The organism is Pantoea sp. EKM20T, from assembly GCF_011800485.1.
Classification (GTDB): domain Bacteria; phylum Pseudomonadota; class Gammaproteobacteria; order Enterobacterales; family Enterobacteriaceae; genus Pantoea; species Pantoea agglomerans.
The window spans coordinates 399200-420053 of the sequence record NZ_JAALFW010000004.1 but is presented as its reverse complement, the minus strand read 5'-3'; the positions used below and the strand labels follow the sequence as shown (position 1 = coordinate 420053).

24 protein-coding genes and 1 riboswitch are annotated in these 20854 nt (G+C 56.4%); of the genes, 13 read left to right on the top strand and 11 right to left on the bottom strand.

The features are described 5' to 3' along the window. The first annotated feature begins 176 nt into the window (after nt 1-176). Together HFD94_RS10245 and HFD94_RS10240 are read left to right on the top strand one after the other, a co-directional pair. On the top strand, nt 177-806 hold the full coding sequence (locus tag HFD94_RS10245) for a LysE family translocator (RefSeq protein WP_167433113.1): 630 nt from the start codon (nt 177-179) through the stop codon (nt 804-806). A 185-nt stretch (nt 807-991) separates the two neighbouring features. Further along, on the top strand, nt 992-1420 hold the full coding sequence (locus HFD94_RS10240) for a GFA family protein (RefSeq protein ID WP_072000486.1): 429 nt from the start codon (nt 992-994) through the stop codon (nt 1418-1420). 91 nt (nt 1421-1511) lie between these two features. Here HFD94_RS10240 and HFD94_RS23020 read toward each other — a convergent pair whose 3' ends face one another. Next, on the bottom strand, nt 1512-2066 hold the full coding sequence (locus HFD94_RS23020; RefSeq protein WP_242461825.1) for an AAA family ATPase: 555 nt from the start codon (nt 2064-2066) through the stop codon (nt 1512-1514). A gap of 274 nt (nt 2067-2340) precedes the next feature. Between HFD94_RS23020 and HFD94_RS10230 the strand changes: the two genes are divergently transcribed. From HFD94_RS10230 to HFD94_RS10195, 8 genes are all read left to right on the top strand, one after another. Then, nucleotides 2341-3228, top strand: a complete 888-nt coding sequence (locus HFD94_RS10230; RefSeq protein ID WP_231113936.1) for a hypothetical protein — start codon at nt 2341-2343, stop codon at nt 3226-3228. 268 nt (nt 3229-3496) lie between these two features. Further along, nucleotides 3497-4615, top strand: a complete 1119-nt coding sequence (locus tag HFD94_RS10225; RefSeq protein WP_167433112.1) for an alkene reductase — start codon at nt 3497-3499, stop codon at nt 4613-4615. A 16-nt stretch (nt 4616-4631) separates the two neighbouring features. Then, complete coding sequence (locus tag HFD94_RS10220; protein ID WP_167433111.1) at nt 4632-4946, top strand: helix-turn-helix transcriptional regulator; 315 nt, start codon at nt 4632-4634, stop codon at nt 4944-4946. Between the two features lie 244 nt (nt 4947-5190). Further along, on the top strand, nt 5191-5736 hold the full coding sequence (locus HFD94_RS10215; RefSeq protein WP_167433110.1) for a cysteine hydrolase family protein: 546 nt from the start codon (nt 5191-5193) through the stop codon (nt 5734-5736). 63 nt (nt 5737-5799) lie between these two features. After that, a riboswitch (TPP riboswitch) is annotated at nt 5800-5919 on the top strand. Nucleotides 5920-6050: 131 nt separating this feature from the next. Next, nucleotides 6051-6989, top strand: coding sequence for an FAD-dependent oxidoreductase (locus HFD94_RS10210; RefSeq protein ID WP_167433109.1), 939 nt, complete (start codon nt 6051-6053; stop codon nt 6987-6989). Beyond that, on the top strand, nt 6979-7176 hold the full coding sequence (gene thiS, locus HFD94_RS10205; protein WP_033780144.1) for a sulfur carrier protein ThiS: 198 nt from the start codon (nt 6979-6981) through the stop codon (nt 7174-7176). The genes HFD94_RS10210 and thiS overlap by 11 nt, the downstream gene beginning before the upstream one ends. A gap of 2 nt (nt 7177-7178) precedes the next feature. After that, a complete protein-coding gene (locus HFD94_RS10200) occupies nt 7179-7937 on the top strand; it encodes a thiazole synthase (protein WP_010247482.1) in 759 nt (252 codons plus the stop codon). A gap of 9 nt (nt 7938-7946) precedes the next feature. After that, a complete protein-coding gene (locus tag HFD94_RS10195; RefSeq protein WP_167433108.1) occupies nt 7947-8915 on the top strand; it encodes a HesA/MoeB/ThiF family protein in 969 nt (322 codons plus the stop codon). A 9-nt stretch (nt 8916-8924) separates the two neighbouring features. Here HFD94_RS10195 and HFD94_RS10190 read toward each other — a convergent pair whose 3' ends face one another. Both HFD94_RS10190 and HFD94_RS10185 read right to left on the bottom strand, forming a co-directional pair. Then, nucleotides 8925-9338: an ASCH domain-containing protein gene (locus HFD94_RS10190; RefSeq protein WP_010247476.1), complete on the bottom strand. Its 414-nt coding sequence runs from the start codon at nt 9336-9338 to the stop codon at nt 8925-8927. 252 nt (nt 9339-9590) lie between these two features. Next, the gene (locus HFD94_RS10185) at nt 9591-10133 is read right to left on the bottom strand and encodes a thioredoxin domain-containing protein (protein WP_033768581.1); all 543 of its coding nucleotides are present in this window, start codon (nt 10131-10133) and stop codon (nt 9591-9593) included. Nucleotides 10134-10450: 317 nt separating this feature from the next. Between HFD94_RS10185 and HFD94_RS10180 the strand changes: the two genes are divergently transcribed. Continuing rightward, complete coding sequence (locus tag HFD94_RS10180) at nt 10451-10720, top strand: hypothetical protein (RefSeq protein WP_010247470.1); 270 nt, start codon at nt 10451-10453, stop codon at nt 10718-10720. A 148-nt stretch (nt 10721-10868) separates the two neighbouring features. Continuing rightward, nucleotides 10869-11396, top strand: coding sequence for a sterol desaturase family protein (locus HFD94_RS10175; protein WP_010247467.1), 528 nt, complete (start codon nt 10869-10871; stop codon nt 11394-11396). On the opposite strand, the gene crtB is transcribed toward HFD94_RS10175, so the two are convergent. The 6 genes from crtB to HFD94_RS10145 form a co-directional block, all read right to left on the bottom strand. Continuing rightward, nucleotides 11335-12264 carry a 15-cis-phytoene synthase CrtB gene (gene crtB, locus HFD94_RS10170; RefSeq protein ID WP_167433107.1) on the bottom strand — a complete coding sequence of 310 codons (930 nt, stop codon included), beginning with the start codon at nt 12262-12264 and terminating at the stop codon, nt 11335-11337. The genes HFD94_RS10175 and crtB overlap by 62 nt on opposite strands. Further along, entirely contained in the window at nt 12261-13739 is a 1479-nt protein-coding gene (locus HFD94_RS10165) for a phytoene desaturase (protein WP_167433106.1), read from the bottom strand. The genes crtB and HFD94_RS10165 overlap by 4 nt, the downstream gene beginning before the upstream one ends. Next, nucleotides 13736-14896 carry a lycopene beta-cyclase CrtY gene (gene crtY / locus HFD94_RS10160; RefSeq protein WP_167433105.1) on the bottom strand — a complete coding sequence of 387 codons (1161 nt, stop codon included), beginning with the start codon at nt 14894-14896 and terminating at the stop codon, nt 13736-13738. Before crtY ends, HFD94_RS10165 begins: the two co-directional genes overlap by 4 nt. After that, nucleotides 14883-16178 carry a glycosyltransferase gene (locus tag HFD94_RS10155; RefSeq protein WP_163799988.1) on the bottom strand — a complete coding sequence of 432 codons (1296 nt, stop codon included), beginning with the start codon at nt 16176-16178 and terminating at the stop codon, nt 14883-14885. The genes crtY and HFD94_RS10155 overlap by 14 nt, the downstream gene beginning before the upstream one ends. 9 nt (nt 16179-16187) lie before the next feature. Beyond that, the gene (locus tag HFD94_RS10150) at nt 16188-17096 is read right to left on the bottom strand and encodes a polyprenyl synthetase family protein (protein WP_010247444.1); all 909 of its coding nucleotides are present in this window, start codon (nt 17094-17096) and stop codon (nt 16188-16190) included. A 218-nt stretch (nt 17097-17314) separates the two neighbouring features. Further along, nucleotides 17315-17845 carry a YtfJ family protein gene (locus HFD94_RS10145; protein WP_167433125.1) on the bottom strand — a complete coding sequence of 177 codons (531 nt, stop codon included), beginning with the start codon at nt 17843-17845 and terminating at the stop codon, nt 17315-17317. Nucleotides 17846-18017: 172 nt separating this feature from the next. Here HFD94_RS10145 and HFD94_RS10140 point away from each other — a divergent pair, with 172 nt between their 5' ends. Continuing rightward, nucleotides 18018-18245: a hypothetical protein gene (locus tag HFD94_RS10140; RefSeq protein ID WP_010247439.1), complete on the top strand. Its 228-nt coding sequence runs from the start codon at nt 18018-18020 to the stop codon at nt 18243-18245. Between the two features lie 44 nt (nt 18246-18289). Here the strand turns inward: HFD94_RS10140 and HFD94_RS10135 are convergent, their stop codons facing one another. Together HFD94_RS10135 and HFD94_RS10130 are read right to left on the bottom strand one after the other, a co-directional pair. Then, on the bottom strand, nt 18290-18967 hold the full coding sequence (locus tag HFD94_RS10135) for a pirin family protein (RefSeq protein WP_158132261.1): 678 nt from the start codon (nt 18965-18967) through the stop codon (nt 18290-18292). Between the two features lie 126 nt (nt 18968-19093). Then, nucleotides 19094-20824, bottom strand: a complete 1731-nt coding sequence (locus HFD94_RS10130) for a DUF2534 family protein (RefSeq protein ID WP_167433104.1) — start codon at nt 20822-20824, stop codon at nt 19094-19096. Nucleotides 20825-20854 lie beyond the last annotated feature (30 nt).

Genomic DNA, 20854 nt, shown 5'->3' with positions numbered 1-20854 from the left:
CCTTTGATGATACTTCCGGCAGGATGCCGATCCCCGCAGAAGAAAGCTATGTCTGGAAAACGTTTGATTGCGCAGATCGTTTAAAGCGAGAAACGAAGCCGCAGCGAACCAGGAGATAGCAAATTTGCACGTCAGCCGATATAACAGATAAATAACAACCCATCGCAGAGGACATCATGGCGCTTTCGCACGAATTAATCCTGATCTTCACCACCTACTTTGTCGCTACAGCCAGTCCCGGGCCAAGTAATATGGCGATAATGGGAACGGCAATGAAAAAGGGCAGAGGTGCCGCACTGGCGCTGGCTGCGGGTGTCGTGAGTGGTTCGATGCTCTGGGCGCTGCTGGCCGCCTGCGGTGTGCTGACCGTGCTGGCCACCTTCGCACAGTTGCTGATCGTGCTAAAAATTGTCGGAGGGTTATATCTGTTATGGCTGGCGTTTAAAGCCGGCAAATCTGCGTTACGCCGCACTGAGGCCAGCGATTTTAAAGCCAGCGATGAGCGGGTCGCATATGGCAGACTGTTTCGTCAGGGTATCCTGATGCATATCGGCAATCCCAAAGCGATTCTTACCTGGGTGGCCATTATGTCGTTTGCACTGAAGCCGGATGTGGTCGCCGCCACGCTGCCGATAATCATCTGCGGCTGTGCGGTGATTTGCGTGGTTGTGTTCGGCGGTTATGCTCTGCTGTTCTCAACCGCCATGATGGGTGCATTTTACCGTCGCATTCGTCGCGGACTCGATGCGCTATTAGCCTGCTGCTTTGCGCTGGCAGGGCTGAAACTGGTATTCAGCCGCAGTTAATACTGATGAAGGTGTACGAGGGGTTATCCGCTTCTGGCTCAAATACGCAAAAGATCATGCAATGAGCCGGAGCCGCATTAAAATGACAGGGTTGCGGTAGCGCTACTGCAGCCCCTTACTTAAACACCACTATGATCAGGCAAGTAGTCCGACAAACCAGGAATGTGAGTGAACAGGATGATGAAATGAAAGGCGCATGTCTGTGTGAAACCGTTGTTTTCGAAATATCAGTAACCCCCACGCGCTATTACCGTTGTCACTGTTCTTTGTGCAGAAAACAGAGCGGAACCGGCTATAACCTGGCAACGATCGTAAAAGAGAGTGACTTTAGCTGGATTTCCGGTGAGAGCCAGATCGCGTCATGGCGCAAACCCACAGGTTATCGCAACGATTTTTGCGCCAGCTGTGGCTCCACAGTGCCTAACCGGTTGCGTGGCAGGCCTTATATCTGGCTTCCGGTTGGTTTACTCAGTGAGCCTGCCGATATGCAGTGCACAGGTGATTATTGTACTGATGACGCCATGCCCTGGGACACAATCCGTTCAGAGACAAATCATGCCGGGCCGGTAGAATCGCTGGACTCTCTTCTGACAAGCTTAATGCTTTTTGATTGATGGCAGTGGTGCTTCTTTGTTATTCAAAAAAGGTTACTGAGTCAGAACGACCCCATTAACGAAAAACAGACGTTATTCCGTCAGCCTGTGTTCATCGATCATTTTTCGTTAGCTGTAATCCCCAGTAGTCAGAACAGGCTTTAACATCGCGAGTAGAAGGAAGCAGAAGTTTTGGCAGTCTGACCTGGTCGTAAAGCTTTTTATGGCGCTTTCGATTCTGCGGGGCAGTACGGAGAATATATTTCAGCATCTCCAGGCTCATCTGCTCTCTGTCCATCCCCAGGCCGCCAATACGCGGCGTGGATGAGTAACATCTGCGAATGTACCGCAGCAGTGCCACTGTCACTTTTACATCCAGCAGAATTAAGCCTGTGGCACGCGCGAATCGTTCTTCAATGCATTTGGTGTAATTACCCTCCATCACCCATCTTTCCTGACTCACCGCCTCAGCATGCAAACGGAGAAATTCTGCCGGTGCTCTGGGCATCCATTGACTGTCCGGAATATGGTGAAGCTGATCCAGATGAACTGCTGGTAGATCTGTTTTGCGAGCAATGGCTTCAGCTAAGGTCGATTTTCCGCTGTTCGAGGGACCCATAATACAAATGCGCGGCCCAAGCGCATCTAATGGAAGTGCACTATTCACAACGTCTCCTCTGAATTAACCCTGTCTGAAATGGATAAATGCATACTGCTCTGAAACTTTCCTGTGCATTCCGTAAAGTCTGAAACGCTGCCTGGACCCGTTGGCTGGTCAGCCTGGGGATTCTGAACCTTTTCTGGATCAAAGTCAGGCCGCAGCGGCGATGATAGCCAGACTTGCCCTGAGCCGTCTTAACCCAGACAGCAATAAGATTTCGGTAAAGATTGGTTACATTTTGCCGATAAATTGTTCAACCAATCAAACCGTAGAGGGCATTATGGGGTTAATCAATGGCGTGACAACAGAGGTGGCAAGAGGATATTTAGCCACGCTCACCGTAACAAACAGAGCTGAGAACACGACTAAAGAAACTATTACCGGAAAAGAATTACCTGCCAGTGTGGTGGTGATCTCACCCGAGGCAAGAGCGCGCCTGGTGCAGGCTATCGCTGAGCCCATTACGGCAGAGCAGCAGGCCAAAAATTCAGAGGAACTGGCAAAGACAAAGTCATCCGGTCAGGGACCGTCCGTTAACCTCGGATATGCGTTATTCAACGATCCCTACACCAGCTGGGACGCCAGAACATTTACTCCGCTTCTGAGTATGACGGCTGCCAATACGCAGACCGCTATGGATGAGTTTGCCGCTGCACTCCATGAGGTGCTGGCTGAAGGCCAGGTGGGCCGTAATCAGTACGATAATTCGGATACCTCGGAAGCCATGGCGCTGACCCTGACGCAGTCTAAGCTCCATAAACTGATAGAAAAATATGTCTCCGGCGATAACCAGAAGCAGGCGAATGAGATTGCTGATGAGATGATAAGCGTCAAAGTTGCCATTCGTGAACGTCAGACGTTGCTGGGAGCACAGGATACGCTGGCGTTAGCCATACGTCATGGAACACGCGACATGCAGGAGAGCGCACGTGACTATCTCAGCCAGGTTAAGAGCGCAACCGCACGGCCACAGGTGGAGCTGGCCGGGATGATGGAAGCCATGAAGTCGGGCCGTGATATGGACTCTGTCTTCAGCACCTTTGCCGATTTGATTCGTGCCACGCCGAATCCTGACAACAAAGCACAGCCCTCCATTGATGGCGCACTTAGTCAACTGGAGGTTTATCGTCAGCAGTGGCAGGCGTTCACTGAAAAATACGCTTCTTAATGTTCTTATGATCCTGCAGGCAGCACCTCCGTCCCGGCGAAGCAATTTGCCTGAAAGCGGCGTCTGCAGAATCTCCTCCTGGCGTTACGCAGTCAGGCGCTGCGCTGAGGGACTGTTAATCCCACGCGCTGTCAGCACTCCACCCAGAAAGTGACCCTCTGCCAGAAACCGCAGATACCGCTCCGGACAAAAAGCACAGATTACACATTTACAAATTTAAATGTGTAAATATAATGTCGCCTCTTCACACATCAGAGGATTTTTTGTCATGTCGTCACTTTTTACCCCCTTGAGTCTGGGCGACCTTCAGCTTCGTAACCGCATTGTACTGCCGCCACTGACGCGCTGCCGCAGTGAACAACCGGGCAACATTCCCGGCGAGATGATGGTGGAGTACTACCGCCAGCGTTCCAGCGCGGGACTGATGATCACCGAAGGCACCCAGATTGAGCCTCGCGGGCAGGGCTATGCATGGACGCCGGGGATCCACAGCGAAGCGCAGATCGCCGGCTGGAAAAAGGTTACAGAGGCAGTACATCAGCAAGGGGCCACGATTTTCTGCCAGCTCTGGCATGTTGGCCGCGTGTCGCATAATGAACTGCAGCCGGGCAAGCAGGCACCCGTTGCCCCTTCAGCCATCGCAGCCGATAACGTCCGGGTATTTATTGAAACCGGGCCTGGCGCCGGCATATTGACCGCACCCAGCGAGCCACGCGCACTGACTACATCGGAAGTTAAAGAGATCGTAGAGCTTTACCGACGCGCGGCGGAGAATGCCAAAGCGGCCGGTTTCGACGGTGTGGAACTCCATTCCGCCAACGGGTATCTGATTAACCAGTTTATTTCTGAGCACACCAACTTCCGTACGGATGAATATGGCGGCTCTGCTGAGAATCGTCTGCGCTTCCTGCGAGAAGTCGTTGAGGCGGTCAGCTCGGTATTTGGCAGCCACCGCGTTGGCGTCAGATTTGCGACTCTGTTTACCAGTACCGACGAAGAGCGCGTCTATCTCGGCCTGGTTGAAAGTGATCCACACGCGACCTACATCCGCGCAGCAGCACTGCTGAACGAGCTGGAAGTTGGCTATCTCTCCATTGCTGAAGCCGACTGGGACAACAGCCCGGAGATGCCAGAGAGCTTCCGGATCGCACTGCGGAAAACATTCCGCTCTCCGATCATCTATTCGGGTCGCTACACGGCTGATAAAGCGCAGCATGTGCTGGAAAAAGGCTGGGGCGACCTGTTTGGTTTTGGCCGCTCATTTATCGCTAATCCCGATCTGCCCGCGCGGATTAAATCAGGATATCCGCTGAATGAGGTCGATCACGCCTCCCTGTATGGCGGCACTGAGAAAGGCTATACTGACTATCCATTTTATCCATCCTGATATTCTGTGAGGCGGCATGTCCCCCGAAAATGCCCTGAAGTTACTGTCCAACCCGACCAGAGTGGCAGTGCTGAAGTGGCTTAAAAATCCTGACGAAGCGTTTGCGGGCTATACCCAGCTCTATCCCTTCGATCAGTATGGCGTCTGTGCCAGCCTCATACAGGACAAGGCGGGCTTATCACAGCCCGCCACCTCGTTATGCCTGAAAGCACTTCACAATGCGGGGCTGGTTGAAGCCAGCAAAGTCGGGAAATGGACTTACTATCGCCGCGCCGAACCGCGCATTCGTGAAATAACCGATGCGTTAACCCAATCGCTGCAGGCGCTTTAAAAGCGACGGCGTACAGGGTAATGTAGATGTCAGCGCCATCCTTCTGAGGGTGACTTCACCGAACGCATTAACTCAGGGTCAGAAAATGTTTATGTCAGTTCTGTCTTTCACAACCGTCACCACCACCGCCTCTGGCGGCGGCGTGAGCGACTCTGTGACAGGCACCTGACACAACTGATTCTCACTCCCCGCCGAACCGGACGGGGAGCTGTTCTCCGTTCTTAAAACTGAATGGAGACACGTCATGGTTACATCTGTAAGTGCACTTTTAATTATCGACATGCAGCAGGGCCTTTTTAATGGTCCCGAGGCTCCCTTCGCCGCAAATTCGATCTTGTCGAACATCTCACTTCTGATTACTAAAGCCCGGGCTTCTGCCGTCCCCCTCTTTTTCGCACGACATATCGGCCCGGATGATTCCCCTTTTAACGAGCAAAGCCCGCTGACGCGCCTGATCCCGGAATTGCAGGCTAACCCGCAGAGTGATGTCGTCTTCACCAAAAGATATCCCAGCTGTTTCAGGGATACTGGCCTGCAGCTTCAGCTGAAGCAAAAGGGCATTAAGCAACTGGTGATTGCGGGGATGAAAACGGAGTTCTGCGTTGATACTACCTGTCGGGCAGCCCCGGAGCTGGGTTTTAACGTCGTACTGATTTCCGATGCGCACACCACCGTCGATAATCCCCACCTCTCTGCGGAGAAGATTATTGCGCATCACAACCAGACGCTGGCGGGCCCCTTTGTGACGCTGGCAACCGCAACTGACTGGCATTTCGGTTCTGCCGGTTAAGTCCGATTTTCTGACCCGGTTCCATGCAGTCTGCTTGACGAAGCTGTCTGCTTAACTTACAACTAAACCCGTCAGGGGAGTCTCGCCAGAGAGACTGAGAGGCTAATAGCGCACCGCGCGGCTTAGCGACCCTTAGAACCTGACCCAGTTGATACTGGCGTAGGAAGACGGGTATCTCATCAGATACTTGCCGCAGGGGCGCATTCGCAACGTTCCTGCCTTTTCCCTCTGTATCACGGGTCTTCGTTAACTGATAACGAGGCCAAATTGAAAAATCTCATCCTGAATCTTTCTTTTCCTGTCCGGTGGATACCATGAGCCGCTGGTCGGTGCTCGGCAGCGGCGTTGCCGGGCTTTGTGTCGCCACGCTGCTGCTGGAGCGGGGAGAAACGGTCGAAGTTATTACTCAGCCTGACTGCCGTGCGGCCTCGCACTGGGCGGGCGGCATGCTCGCGCCCTGGTGTGAAGCAGAAAGCGCACCGCCACAGGTGATCGAATGGGGCCAGCACGCGGCCAGCTGGTGGGCGAAACGCGTTGATGGCGTGGAACAGCAGGGCACGCTGGTGGTTGCTCCGCCGCGTGACAGCCGCGAACTGACGCGCTTCGCCAGCATGACGCAGCAGCATCAGTGGGTCTCTCCCGGTGACATTGAACCCGCACTGGAAAACCGCTTTGCCCGCGGCCTGTTTTTCGCCGCAGAGGCGCATCTCGAACCGCGCCGCGCCTTGCAGCAACTGCGCGAAAAACTGCAACAGGCTGGCGTCCTCTTTCACAGCGGTAAACCCGGCGGCAAAATCATCGACTGCCGTGGCATCCACGCCTCCGATCGGCAGCCAGCCCTGCGCGCCGTGCGGGGCGAAATGGTGATCCTGCACACATCCGACGTACAACTCTCCCGTCCTGTCCGGCTGCTGCACCCGCGCTTTCCCTGCTATCTGGTGCCGCGTGCCGGAGGCCACTTCATGCTGGGTGCCACTATGGTGGAAAGCCACGACAGCAGCCCGATCAGCGCCCGGGCGATGATGGAATTGCTCAGCGCCGCTTACAGCCTGCATCCGGCACTGGCCGAAGCGCGGATCGTGGAGAGCGGCACCGGTCTGCGTCCTGCTTACCGGCAGAACCTGCCGGAAGTCCGCTACGAAAATGGGCGTTTCTCACTTAACGGCCTCTACCGCCACGGCTTTTTGCTGGCCCCGATCATGGCTGAAAAACTTATGCTGCAACTGACTCAGGAGATGACTCATGCGCGTTGAACTGAATGGACGCACGATTGAAACCAGCGCAACGACGCTGGCGGAGCTTATGGCGGAGCAGGAGATCGATCCGCGGACCGTCGCCACCGCGCTGAACGGGGAGTTTGTACCGCGTAGCCGCTATGCCAGCCAGCAACTTGAGGCGGGCAACCAGCTCGAAATCCTGTCACCGATGCAGGGAGGTTAACCATGTTCTATCAATTTACTCCGCAATCCCGATTTCTGCTCGGCACGGCCGGTTATCCGTCACCGGACATTCTGCATCAGGCGATCAACGCGTCAGGCGCGGAGATTATTACCGTCAGCCTGCGGCGGGAAGGCAGTGAAGGCGGCGCTTTCCGCACGCTGCTGCAACAGCTCAACAAACGTATTCTGCCGAATACGGCGGGTTGCCACACGGTGAAAGAGGCGGTGACGACGGCGCAGATGGCGCGTGAACTGTTCGACACACCGTGGATCAAGCTGGAGGTGATTGGCCATGCCGACACGTTGCAGCCCGATCCTTTTGCGCTGGTTGAAGCCGCGCGGATTCTGTGCGCTGACGGCTTCCAGGTGTTTCCCTACACCACGGAAGATCTGATTGTCGGCGAAAAATTGCTGGAAGCGGGCTGTGAAGTGCTGATGCCCTGGGGCGCGCCGATCGGCTCCGGCCAGGGGCTGCGTAATATCGAGGGACTGCGCGCTATGCGTGCGTGGTTTAAAGATGTGCCGCTGATTATTGATGCGGGCATTGGCGCGCCTGGCCAGGCGGCTCAGGCGATGGAGATGGGTTTCGATGGCGTGCTGCTCAACACGGCGGTGGCAAAAGCGCGCGATCCGGTGCGCATGGCCGGTGCCTTTGCTGCTGCGATCCACGGCGGACACGAGGCGTTTCAGGCGGGACTGATGGAGCAGCGCGACATGGCGTCTGCCTCTACGCCTATTTTTGGTCTGGCACAATTCAGTTAAGGAGCAGCGATGGAGCGTTATCAGCGACAGACGATGTTGCCAGAGATTGGTGAAGCGGGGCAGCAGCGGCTGAGCAGGGCAAGGGTGCTGGTGGTGGGGGCGGGCGGGCTTAGTGCAACGCTGCTGCCGTTACTGGCAGGCGCGGGTGTGGGATTTATCCGTCTTTACGATGGCGATCGGGTTGAACTGCACAACCTCCACCGGCAGACGCTGTTTGGCATCGACGATGTGGGTCAGCAGAAAGTATTTTGCGCTCAGCGTGCGCTGGCGCAGCGCAATCCTGACTGTCGCGTTGAGGCGTATCCACACGCGCTAAGCGCCAGTCAACTGCCGCAGGCGCTGGAGGGAATCGATCTGGTGGTGGATGCGGCGGATAACTTCGCCATTACTTATCAGCTCTCCGATGTCTGTTATCCGGCAGGCCTGCCGCTGATCTGCGCCTCGGTGCTGGGACGCAAAGGCTATGTTGGCGGATTCTGTGGCGGTGCGCCTGGCTATCGCGCGCTGTTCCCGCAGCTGCCCACGGCCTCGGGTAACTGCAATACGGCAGGCGTAATGGGACCGGCGGTAGCGACGCTGGGCGCAATGCAGGCACAGATGGCGCTGAGCGTATTGTTAAAACTGACGCCATCACCGCTCGGCTGCATGATCCACTGTGACTTTGTTGACTGGCATATCAGGCAGTTTCGTTTTGATGACGCACCTGAACCTGACGCGCCCGGCACGCCCTTTATCGATCGGGCCATGCTGATGGAGGATGATTGCATAGTGGAGTTGCGCAGCCTGGAAGAGGCACCGGTCAGTGTGGCCGAGCGGGTGGTGCGAATTCTGCCGCAGCAGATAGCGGCCTGGCAACCGCCGGTCAATCAGCGTGTGGTACTGGTGTGTGCCAGTGGCATGCGCGCAGCCCAGGCGGCTGATAACCTTGCCGCGCGGGGGATTGCGCGGCTTGCGCTGATGGCGGCAAACACGCTGTAACGTGCCGGTTTAGACTACCTCGACCAGCTGGAACGTCTCGAAGATCAGCTCCATTTCGCTGTGAAAATAGCCTTCACGCTCGAAGTAGCGCTGATGTTCCTGACGCCAGTGGTCGAGGCTCAGATCGCCTTCACCCTCCAGCATCGCCATCTCTGGCGTGACGCGATCAAAGCGCGTCAGAAACAATCCGGTGGTGCGGATCACGCAGACGGGCTGCTGTTCGCCGTTGAGAACAATGCTGTAACCGCCCGGTTGAGGCAATGCTTCCTGATCCTGCCAGCTCCGCAACGACCCGCAGGTAGCTACTTTCTTACCGGCAATAATCAGCGTTGCGAGCTCGCTGGCTAATTCCGGGGAGTCACCAAATGCATCTGTGAAGGCACCCGGATATTTGTCCTGCAGTTGTTGCAGCGTCATCGTCATCAGCAAATCCTCAATGAATTAGGCGTGCGGGCCCGGCGTAACGTCAGGTTATCGCCATGCAGGCCAGCGGTGCCGTTAAGATGAACAACAGCAGCGGCTTTAATCCCACCGTCTGCTGCTGATAGCGGTACAGCTTACCCGGCCTCCACATGGGAAAACAGGCTTAATTATCAGGATATTGAGTTTGCGCGTGAGTGGGGTCGCAAAGGAGAGACTCAGTCTGGCGCGGCCAGGCACAGCCGCGCACTAAGATTAACGAATCAGAAAGCTTGCCCAGTGCGCTATATCGTCACCGCTGCTGATTTCGGGCTGTACCAGACCGTTAACCATAAAGGTTGGTGAAACGTGAATGCCGTTCTGACGGGCATACTTGCAGTGCCATTTAATGGCGTTCTGCAGGTCGGGCTGATCAAACGCGGCGCTGGCATTCACGCCGCTGTAATCTTTAAGGCGGGCGAGGATCTGATTCGGCGTGGCATCGCGGTTCGGACCGGTACAGTGATCGGTGAACTCAAACTCTTCACGATGATCGGCCACCGCCTGCATCACCTTTTTCGCGGCCTCTTTACTTTCGCAGGCGGCGGCAAGGATATAGCGCACTATCAGCCCGGAATAGAGGTGCCACGGCTGTGATTGCAGACGGATCTTCAGGGTGATGTTCTCTTCACCCGCGTGCGCCAGTAACGCGTCGAATTTATTGAAGGCGCGCACCGAAAAAGGACAGGTGGGTTCCAGAAAGACTTCAAATATCTCAGGGCCGTGGCCCCATACCAGTACATCAGCGTGCTGACTCATCGACAACTCCTTGAACATTAACGAGACGGGAAACCTGTTTACCCTGGCAAATCCCTCTGACATCAGCCAGTTAAGAATCAGCTGCAATTGTTACAAAAAACAGCAATCAGCTGATGAGTCGCGTGTAATACGCGACAGGCAGGTCCATTAGTCGTTAGAATTGCCAACTTTGGCATTTTCAACTGCTGGCACGGCGTAGCCGCCCACGAACAGCTATAGTTGTCAGCAGTGTGCAATCTTTTGCAGGATGCAGCCATTTAAGCTGCTTCACTGCTGTTTGTTTGCCCGGAGCTGATAAGCGTTAGAAGAGGTTAATTTTGCATACCGATCTCACCTGGAAAACTCTCCATCACGTCATCAATCAGACGATCTCTGACATGCTTGACGAGCAGCAGACCATTGATGTGTTATCACTGCGCGCCCGCCTGCATGAACTGGCTGAAAAAGAGGAGGATGAGGTCATGCTGCTCTGTTACTGGCAGGCCAGCAAAATTCTGATGCGCTTACCCACGACCGTCACCGCCAGTCAGTTAATGACCGCGGCACGCCACGCTTTTCGTACCCCGCTGAATCACGATCTGCTTTAAAGGCTGCGTCCCACACAAATATCAGGATGGTGATCATTCAAGCTTCAACGGCGTGTTCCCTTATTTTTCTCCTGAACACTGTTTTCCCCAATCTCTGTTAAAATTGAACCTCTGCGCCACTTTGCAGGATGCATGTTCGGGAGAAACTATGTTGTGGATTTGGAATGCCCTGATTGTTCTGGTCACTGTTATCGGAATGGAGATAACGGCTGCACTGGCGCACAGATACATTATGCATGGCTGGGGTTGGGGCTGGCATCTGTCACATCATGAACCGCATAAAGGCTGGTTTGAGGTTAATGACCTCTATGCCGTAGTGTTCGCCGCTTTGTCGATTTTGCTCATTTATCTGGGCAGCACGGGTGTCTGGCCCTTGCAGTGGATCGGCGCGGGTATGACACTCTACGGCCTGCTCTATTTTATTGTGCATGACGGCCTGGTGCATCAGCGCTGGCCATTCCGCTATGTTCCGCGCCGGGGTTATTTACGCAGGCTTTATATGGCGCACCGCATGCATCATGCGGTACGAGGCAAAGAGGGCTGTGTCTCGTTTGGCTTTCTTTACGCGCCGCCGCTGTCAAAACTGCAGGCGACGCTGCGAGAACGTCATGGCGTTAAACGGGGCGCTGCCAGAGATCAGCGGAGCGTGGAGCGTGACGCGCCACCCGGGAAGTAACCGCCTGACCCGATGCCGCCACCAGCAGTGCCAGTTTCTCTGGCGTGCTGGTGGACTGGCGTTGCTCCCACGCCTGTGAACCCGCCTGAACCACCTTCATACCGATTTTACGATAGACCTGCTGCGCGGTAGCAATCGCCCACGCTGAACGCAGCGGTAAACCCGGCAGGCCAGCCGACGCCGATCGATAATAGGGCTCCGCCGTTTCCACCAGCCGACGGGCGACGCGGCTGAGTGCCTGGCGATTTTGCGGATCGGCCAGATTCTCTCGGGTCAGCCCCTCTTCAGCCAGCCACGTAGCGGGCAGATAGCAGCGTCCCGCTTCAGCATCTTCAACGATATCGCGCGCAATATTGGTCAGCTGAAACGCCAGACCGAGATCGCAGGCGCGATCCAGCGTGGCGTTGTCGCGTACGCCCATAATCTGCGCCATCATCAGGCCAACCACGCCCGCGACGTGGTAACAGTAACGCAGCGTATCATCCAGCGTCTGATAGCGTGTCTCATGCACGTCCATCGCAAAGCCCGCCAGATGATCAAAAGCGTAAGCAGGCAGAATATCGTGTGCCATTGCCACCTCCTGAAAGGCCGCAAAGGCGGGCTCATGCATCTGGGATCCGGCATAGGCCTGACGCGTTTTCATCTCCAGCTGCGCCAGGCGCTGTTCGGCGGATTGCAGCGATGGCGTATCGTTGCTGAATCCCAGGACCTGATCGTCAATCACATCATCACAGTGACGGCACCAGGCGTAGAGCATCAGCACGCTGCGTCGGGTTTTGGCATCAAACAGTTTTGACGCGGTGGCAAAGCTTTTCGATCCCACCTCCATGGTGTCTACGGCATGATCGAGCAGTGACGGACTATTCAAGCCAGATCCTCCAGCATCAATCCTGCGGTAGCCTTGGCCGAGCCAATTACGCCTGGAATACCCGCGCCAGGATGGGTACCTGCACCGACCAGATAGAGATTATCAATATTTTTATCGCGGTTGTGAGGCCGGAACCAGGCGCTTTGCGTCAGGATCGGCTCCACCGAGAAGGCCGAGCCCTGATACGCATTCAGCTCATCGCGGAAATCAAACGGCGTGAAGATGCGATGCGTGACCAACTGGCTACGCAGGCCCGGCATATAGTGCTGTTCCAGATAGTCAAAAATGCGATCGCGCAGGCGCGGACCTTCAACGGCCCAGTCGATATCGGCGGTGCCGAGGTGCGGTACTGGCGCCAGCACGTAGTAGCTGCCGCAGCCCTCCGGCGCCAGTGAGGGATCGGTCACGCAGGGCGCATGCAGATAGAGCGAGAAGTCCTCTGCCAGGCCATCTTTGTTAAAGATCTCATCAATCAACTCACGATAGCGCGGACCAAAGCAGACCGTGTGGTGCGCCAGCTGATTGTGATGATGATTCAGGCCAAAATAGATCACAAACAGTGAGTTGCTCATGCGTTTGTTTTGCAGTGATCGTCCCTGCGCCTGCGAAGCGGGATGCTGGCTCAGCAGTTCGCGGTAGGTGTGAACCACATCTGCGTTGGAGGCAACCGCGCGGGTTGGGAAGACCCGGCCATCTTTCAGGTGTACCGCGGTAATCCTGTTTTCCTGGGTCTCCAGCCGGGCAACGCTGGCATTGAGCTCCACTTCGCCGCCCAGATCTTCAAACAGTTTCACCATGCCCTGCACCAGCGCGCCCGTGCCACCGCGCGGGAACCAGACGCCCCATTCACGTTCCAGCGCATGAATCAGGGTATAGATTGAGGAAGTGGCAAACGGATTTCCGCCCACCAGCAGTGAGTGGAAAGAGAAGGCCTGACGCAGATGCTCATCTTCAATGTAGCTCGCCACTTTGCTGTAAACGCTACGCCACGCCTGAAGTTTTGCCAGCTGAGGCGCGGCCCGCAGCATGTCGCGGAATGACAGAAACGGCACGGTGCCAAGCTTCAGATAGCCTTCAGCAAACACCGCTCGGGAATAGGCCAGAAAGCGACGATATCCTTCAACGTCACGCGGATTAAACGCGGCAATCTGCGCTTCCAGCGCGGGCTGATCGTTGTCATAACTGAACACCTTGCCGGACTCCCAGCAGAGGCGATAAAACGGCTTCACCGGCATCAGCTCGACATAGTCAGAGAGCTTTTTACCCGCCAGGGTGAACAGCTCTTCAATGGCGCTGGGATCGGTGATTACCGTGGGGCCGGCATCAAACGTGAAGCCCTGATCCTGATAGACATAAGCCCGGCCGCCAGGCTTGTCACGCTGCTCCAGCAGTCGGGTGGGAACGCCTGACGCCTGAAGGCGAATTGCCAGAGCCAGACCACCAAAGCCTGCGCCAATTACTGTAGTTCTATTCATTGCATCGCCTGTTGACGGTGAGGAGTCATAATAGCCTGTAACGCCGCCAGAACGGGGACCGGGGGCTTGCCGCTTAAGATGCGCAGCCGATCAGGCAAAGTGAGTTTTCCCGCATAAAAACGGGCGATCAGACCTTCGGGAAGGCCGTAAAAACGTTGCATAACCTGCCAGCGCTGGTCAGCCGGACCCGCCAGAAACAGCATACGGTTCAGCATGCGGAAGAAGCGCTGTTGCTGCCATGCCTGACTGGCGAATTGCTGAATGGTGGCGTGCAGGGTCTCAGAGGTAAACGTCTGCATCTGCGCCAGCCGGTCAGCCAGCGCGACCGCCAGCGGCAGAGAATAGCCGGTAGTCGGATGGAATAACCCGGCACGCAAACCGCTGCAGGGCAAATCGCGGTTCTGCCAGAAGGCGGCCACGTCGCCGGTCAGCGTAATGGGTAATGCGCCTTGCTCTTCGCGTAGCAGCCGGTCTAAACGCCACCCCTGCTGCGCGGCATAGGCGCGGATATTCTGACGGGCGCGATCGCCTTCCAGCGTGGCGTTATCAATGTAATGGGTATCTTCAATCAGCAGGGTGTCTGCAGAAAAGGGCAGGCTGTAGACAAAGCGATAGCCTGCCTGCTGATCTACCGTGGCATCCATGATGATCGGCGCGGTCAGGCCATGTGGCTCGCTGAGCTGCCACTCCTGTCCGACAAACGACTGGAAGCCCATGCGCAGCGCGGCATCGGGCTGGTAGCCACGGCCATCAATCACTGCGTCACTCTCCAGCACCCGGCCATCGTCCAGCGTAACCGCGCGTGAAGCGATGCTCGCAACCCGGGTATTCAGCAGCAGATCCGGCGCAAACCTGTCGCGGATGACCTGCGCGAAGCGCTCCGCAGTCACGCAAAAATAGCCACTGTTCAGGCTGCGACTGCGTTGGGGAAAGCGGACCTCATAACCGGACCAGTGATGTACTACCAGCGGAGCGATCCAGCGATGCTGCGTTTCGGTGAGATCTTCCGCATGAAACGACCAGGTGTGATTGGCACCCGGTTCACGTTCGGCGTCAATCAGCAGAATGCGCAGGGAGGGCCGCTGCTGTCTCAGGCGCAGGGCGATCAGCCCGTTGGCCAGCCCCGCGCCCACCAGAATCAGATCATACCGCGGCATAGTCTCTCCTGGTGAGCACCGGCTGGCGGGTCAGCATCGCCTGTTCGACGATGTCCGCCGCCAGGGTGGTTCCGCCCGCCTGACGAAGTGCGCTACGCAGCGTTTTCATCTGCTGAACGTAGCTTTCATCAGCCAGTAAGGTCTGGAGCTGACGTGCCATGGAGTGGCTGGTGGTAAAGCGTGAGGCGCGACGTCCGATACCGTGCCAGACCACTCTGGCAGCCACACCCGGCTGATCAAAGGCCAGCGGGATCGTCAGCAGCGGCGTCAGGTGGTTAATCCCATCCAGCACCGTATTCATGCCGCCGTGCGTAATGGCAAGATCGGCCTGAGCCAGTGCAGCTGCCTGGTCGGCAAAATCGACCACCTGAACATGGCTGGCCTGCGCCAGTTTCTCCGCCTGGAAAGGTGACAACCGACCGCAATGCGCCAGCAATAACTGAGCATCGATCTCCTGGCAGGCGCGGACGATGGTTTTAAACAGGCCGTAGCGATGTCCCTGCAGCGTGCCGAGTGAAGCAAAAATGCGCGGTCTGTCGCCATGCGGGAAGTAGCGAGGCTGCGACGCGGCGGGTGCCGGTTCAGTGGTACGCAGCGGGCCAACCGAATGGAAATGATCGGGCAGCGTCTGGCGGGGAAAATCCAGTTCCGGGATCAGCTGGCTGATCTGCGCCAGCGGTGAAAAACAGTGATGCAGTTTTTCCCGTGGCGCTAATCCCATCGCATGAGCGTTGCGGGCGATCACCCGATCGTGACGTCGCATCAGCCAGTCATAGATTTTTTCACTGGTGCGATAGCGTTCGCGTGCCTGATCGGTCCTGGCATAGTCAAACGGCATCACGGCCAGCGGGAAATCCGCTTCACGGTTAAGTGGCAGCGCACAGGCAACCGAAACATAAGGCAGGTTCAGCGCTTCTGCCGCCAGTGCACCGGCAGGCTCCATCTGATCGACGATCACGCCATCAATCGCCAGGGTGCTCAGCACCACGGGCAGTTCACGACAGAGCATATCGGTGCTGCGGGCCATCTCATTGATCAGTTTCAGCATTGAGGGGCCGAGAGGATGCGCCGCCAGTTGCAGGGTGTGTGCCAGACTGCCTGCCGGATGCGAGGCTAAACCCAGCGGGAAAAAGCCGATCCGGCTATCGGTGAGTAGCGCGCTAACGTCCGTCTGCTGGATGAAAGTGATCTGGTGTCCGCGTGCGATTAAGGCCTGGCTAAGGTGCTGAAGCGCCTGCACATGGCTATAGAAAGGCGGTGCAATGACCGCAAAGTGGCTCATGCAGCATCCTTAACTGACGGCAGCGAGTTTTTTCTCAAACCAGGCCTGAACAAAATGGTGTGTGGCATAACCGTCCTGGCAGGCCGATAACAGATGCTCGCTGGCGCAGCGCAGATGATCGCGCAGTCGCGTTTCAACCGCCTGTGGTCCCAGCAGATTCACCAGCGTTGATTTCCCGTCATCCTGATGGGCATCTTTACCGGTGTCGGCCATGCCGTCAGTGAGATCGTCCAGTAGCTGGAAAGCCTGACCAAGATTAAGAGAAAAACGGTGCAGCTGTTCGCGGGCTTCACCTGAGGCTTCAGCCACGATAGAGGCCATCTGCATGGAGGCGCAGAACAGGGTGCTGGTTTTATAGTGATTGGTCATCAGAATGGCGTCAGCGCTGCGTGGCTTGTCACCTTCGGAGAGATCCTTAAACTGCCCCTGCACCAGCCCCTGCATGCCGACTGCGTGGGATAATTCTGCCACAGCGTCGGCTCTGGCGGTTGCCGTTAAGCCTTCTGCCGCAGCGACCACGCCGAATGCCTTACTCAGCAGGGCCACCGCGGCCAGAATCGCGACATGTTCACCATACTGGCAATGAATGGTCGGACGTCCGCGACGCAGTTGCGCATCATCCATGCAGGGCATGTCATCCAGAATCAGTGATGCGGCATGCACCATCTCTACCGCGCAGGCGAGATCAAGCAGGCCGGCAGGCGTGGCGTTGCAGCCCAGATCGCGCGCTGCCAGCAACAACAGCAGTGGACGGATACGCTTTCCTGGTGCCAGCGCACCGTCGCGCATGGCAGCGCCCACTAAGTCACGTTCGCTTTCAACCGGTAAAAGCTGATCAAGCCGTTGCTCAATGTCGTTCAACAGGCTGGCTGCATCGCTGTGTATGAAATTGACGTGTTGTTCTGCACAGACCGTCATCATGGCTGTCCTTATCTACAGAGGAAGTCACAGCAGGTCGAATGATTCGATGCCATCTTCAATAATCGTCCCCGACTGCCATAGCATAGTTGGCAGGTTTTCAAAGAACGGCGGGTTAATCCATTACAACTAAGAGTAGTTCACGATAATAAAAATGTCGGAGAATTCAGCAGCCTTCCGCGTTTTGCGGCGATAGCCGGATGGGCATTATGCGTGATTTAACCCAGTAATGCGCGTAGCTGTTTCATCACGCTGGCGACATCCTCCGCAGATAATGCGCCATCTTTAGCAAAGCGCACAATGCCTGCCGGATCAATCACCACCACGGACGCGCTTTCCGGCTTAAGATGCCAGCTGTGCGCGGTTACGCCACTGCTGTCGATAATGAATTGCTGCCACGGTGCCGCTTTTTTACTGGAAGCGATGCTGCGCACCACAAAAATGGCACTGCCAGGCAGCGCATCGTCAGTATTCACGATGGTAGTGGTCTGAAAACGGTCACGCGGCAGGCTGGCCTGCTGAATGGCTTCGATTAATCGTGCATTCTGATCCTTCGCTGAGAGACGACCCGCCACATGAATCACCAGACGCACTTTTCCGGTCAGAGTCTGACTGTTCCAGCGCTGATAATTTATGTCGCCCTGATTCAGCACCATTTCGCCTTTATCGGCAACGAAGACAGGTGGTACAGGCTGACCAGGGGTCAGGGTGTGAGCGGTGGCAAAGCCGGAAAACAGCAGGGCAATCATCAATCCATAATGGCGCACGGGTTCCTCACTTCTTTCTCGGTTTGCGTCAGACGCGGTGAACGCTCTCATTAGCAGGCAGAAGATTAGTACCACATCTATGTTTCAGATCAATAAAAGCATTCAGGATTTGGCCTGAAAATGCAGGGGAGATTGTGTTTACAGGAGGTGGGAAATGAGTACAGCATTGATGACATTACCTGAATTTGCCCGTTATATCGGCATTGCCACCCCAACGCTGGCGCGTGCCTTTTGCTGCCGGGGATCGCTGGCGGGTGTGCCGCTGCCGCAGGCGCTGGATGATGCTCCGCTGACGCAACGCCACTGGCTGCGCGATGATGTACGTCAGTTCGATCATGCCTATAAACGGGTTCAGGCGATGCAGCAACGTAGCACGCTTTAATCTGCTTAAAGCAAGAGATGAGCGCGGGAAGTTCCCGCGCTTTTTTATGCAAAATTATCGGGCTTTATCAGGAAGCAGACCAGATTGGCATCCCGATCGCCCACGATCTCAATGCTGGAATCCAGCCCGCTGACGGCATCACCGCGACTCAGTCGCAGATCGCCGACGCGAATAATCCCTTCAAGCACGGTGAGATAAGCGACAAAGCCCGGCATCGACGGCACGTCCAGCGTATGGTTGCGCTCAAGCAGTGTGTCGAAGATGTAGACTTCCTGGCGAAGTTCCAGCGGCGCATCAGACTCTTCCGGCCCGGCCAGTTCGGTCCAGCCATTGGTCATAATGCCCTGATCGCGCTCCAGCACCTGGGTCATTGCTTCACCGCCCCGAAGTGCCGGTCGGATAACCGCCTGTAACAGCTCCGCTTCATATAACGGCACCGACTCTTCGTATTGAACGCCATCACCCGCGTTCACCACCATCACGCGTTTTGCAGAAAGCTGGGTACGTTCGCCATTACTGTCCTGATGCTGCATCGAACCACGCCACAGGTAGGTGAAAACTTCTTCATCCTGATGCTGCTGCATCGGAATGCGGGCATCAAGTTTTAGCGACATCAGATCAACACTGACCAGCGGGCTTAACGCCTCGCCAGGACGCTGGCGACGGACGGTAAAAGGACCGTACTCAAACAGTTGTTCAGGATTAGCTCGCACAATGTTCATGATTTGCTCTCAAATAAAGTGACTCATAACAACGATCATAGACCTCAGGCGGAGAATGAGAAGCCGGGAGTTTTGCCCGGCTTCGTCAGTTATTTTGAATAACAGAGTTTAGGGTGTCTTGCCAGCCTACTTGCCCTGTTCGTCGCTCTCACCGAGGAAGAAATACCAGAGTGGAATCGACAACAGCCCGGTAAAGACCGTGGAGTAGAGCAGGATCATCATCGCCTGGGTGATATACATGGTCAGCGACCAGTGACTGAAGGGGATCTGATACTGATCAATCACTCCGCCAATCATCGCATTCGCCATCACCGTAATGACAATCAGCGCCAGCACCGTCACGCTGCGCAGAAAATAGCGCATCTCTTTGCGCTTCCCGGCAAAACGCGACTGGACGATGGCCAGCGGCGACTGTTTGTCCGGAGCGACATCCACGCGGACGACTGCGGCGCGCTGTGCGCTGCGCCAGCGCTGAATATCCAGCAGCACCAGCACCAGCAGGCTGATTCCCATAACGGGCAGAGCATATCCCAGCGCCAGCATCACTATCAGGCTGGTGCCCTGCGCATAGCGCGGCAGCGCCAGCCAGGCGGATAACAGCGTCTGCGAGGGGTTGAGCTGCGGAACAGCCGGGCGACGAATCCACCACATGCGGTAGCCCAGCACAATCATTGTGCACAGTCCAAAGCCAGACAGCGCCAGAATCAGCTGATTAGGCAGGCCAAACAGCACGCCCATATGCGCATCCACGCCCCAGCGGGTCAGTTTCGCCACCAGCGGGAAGCTGGCAAACTCAACGCGGTCGACCACGCTAAAATCAGTCGGATTAATTGAAACCGCATCGACCTGGCTTGGCCAGCTGCGGTCAATCTCCGAAACCGTCCACGCCTGTTCAGCGTTCTTAGGCTGGCGTAGTTCCAGTTTCGCTGCGTGCAGTCCGGCCTGACGCGCCGCTGCCAGCGCCTGATCCCAGCTGGCATTCGGCTGATTGAGAATCGCCGGTGCGGCGGTTTTGGCCGGCATAGTCATTCCGGACATCGTCATCCCTTCCATCGCGCCGCGATGGTCAGCATGGGGATCGGCGGCTTCAGCGGGCGCGTTACCGTTCAGTGCAGTATTGACCTGCGGCGTTTTCCAGCCAAAGTCGCTGCGCATCTTTTCAATATTATTGCCCGCCCACTGTGACCAGGTCAGCCCGGTTACTGAAAAGAACACCAGTCCGATTGCCAGCAGCAGCCCCAGCGTGACATGCCAGTGACGGGTTGCCGCGAAGCCGCTCCGTGCTTTACTGCGGATGCGCGGCGGCCGGGTGCCGGACCATAAGACAATCCCACCCAGCGCAGCGACCCACAGCCAGGAGGCTGCCAGTTCACTGTAGTTTCGGCCAAAATCACCCAGCAACAGGCCGCGATGCAGCTGATCCAGCCACATGCGCAGCGGCAGCACACCGCTGGTGCCATACACCGTCATATCGCCTTTCACCTGCAGGGTGTAGGGGTCAATAAACAGCGATCGTGATTCCGATGGGCCAAGCTGTGGCTCGGCAAACTGCACGCGGGTTGTATCCTGCGGGCCGGGTGCCGGACGCACAGCGTAAATGCGTGCTGATTCACCGGCACGGGCTCGCGCAGCGGCAATCTGGGCGGACAGCGGTTGTGCCACACCCTGCGCGTCGGTGGTCAGGGCATCATGGTAGATAGCCTGTTCCAGTTGCGGTGTCAGAACGTAGAGCGTGCCGGTGAGTGCCGCGACAAAAATAAACGGCGCAATAAACAGGCCGATATAAAAATGCAGGCGACGAAAGAGATTAAACACCGTGCCGCGCGGTGCAGGGGACATTTCCTGAGAAGAGGACATAGCATTCCACACTTTTCAAAAGACAAAGAC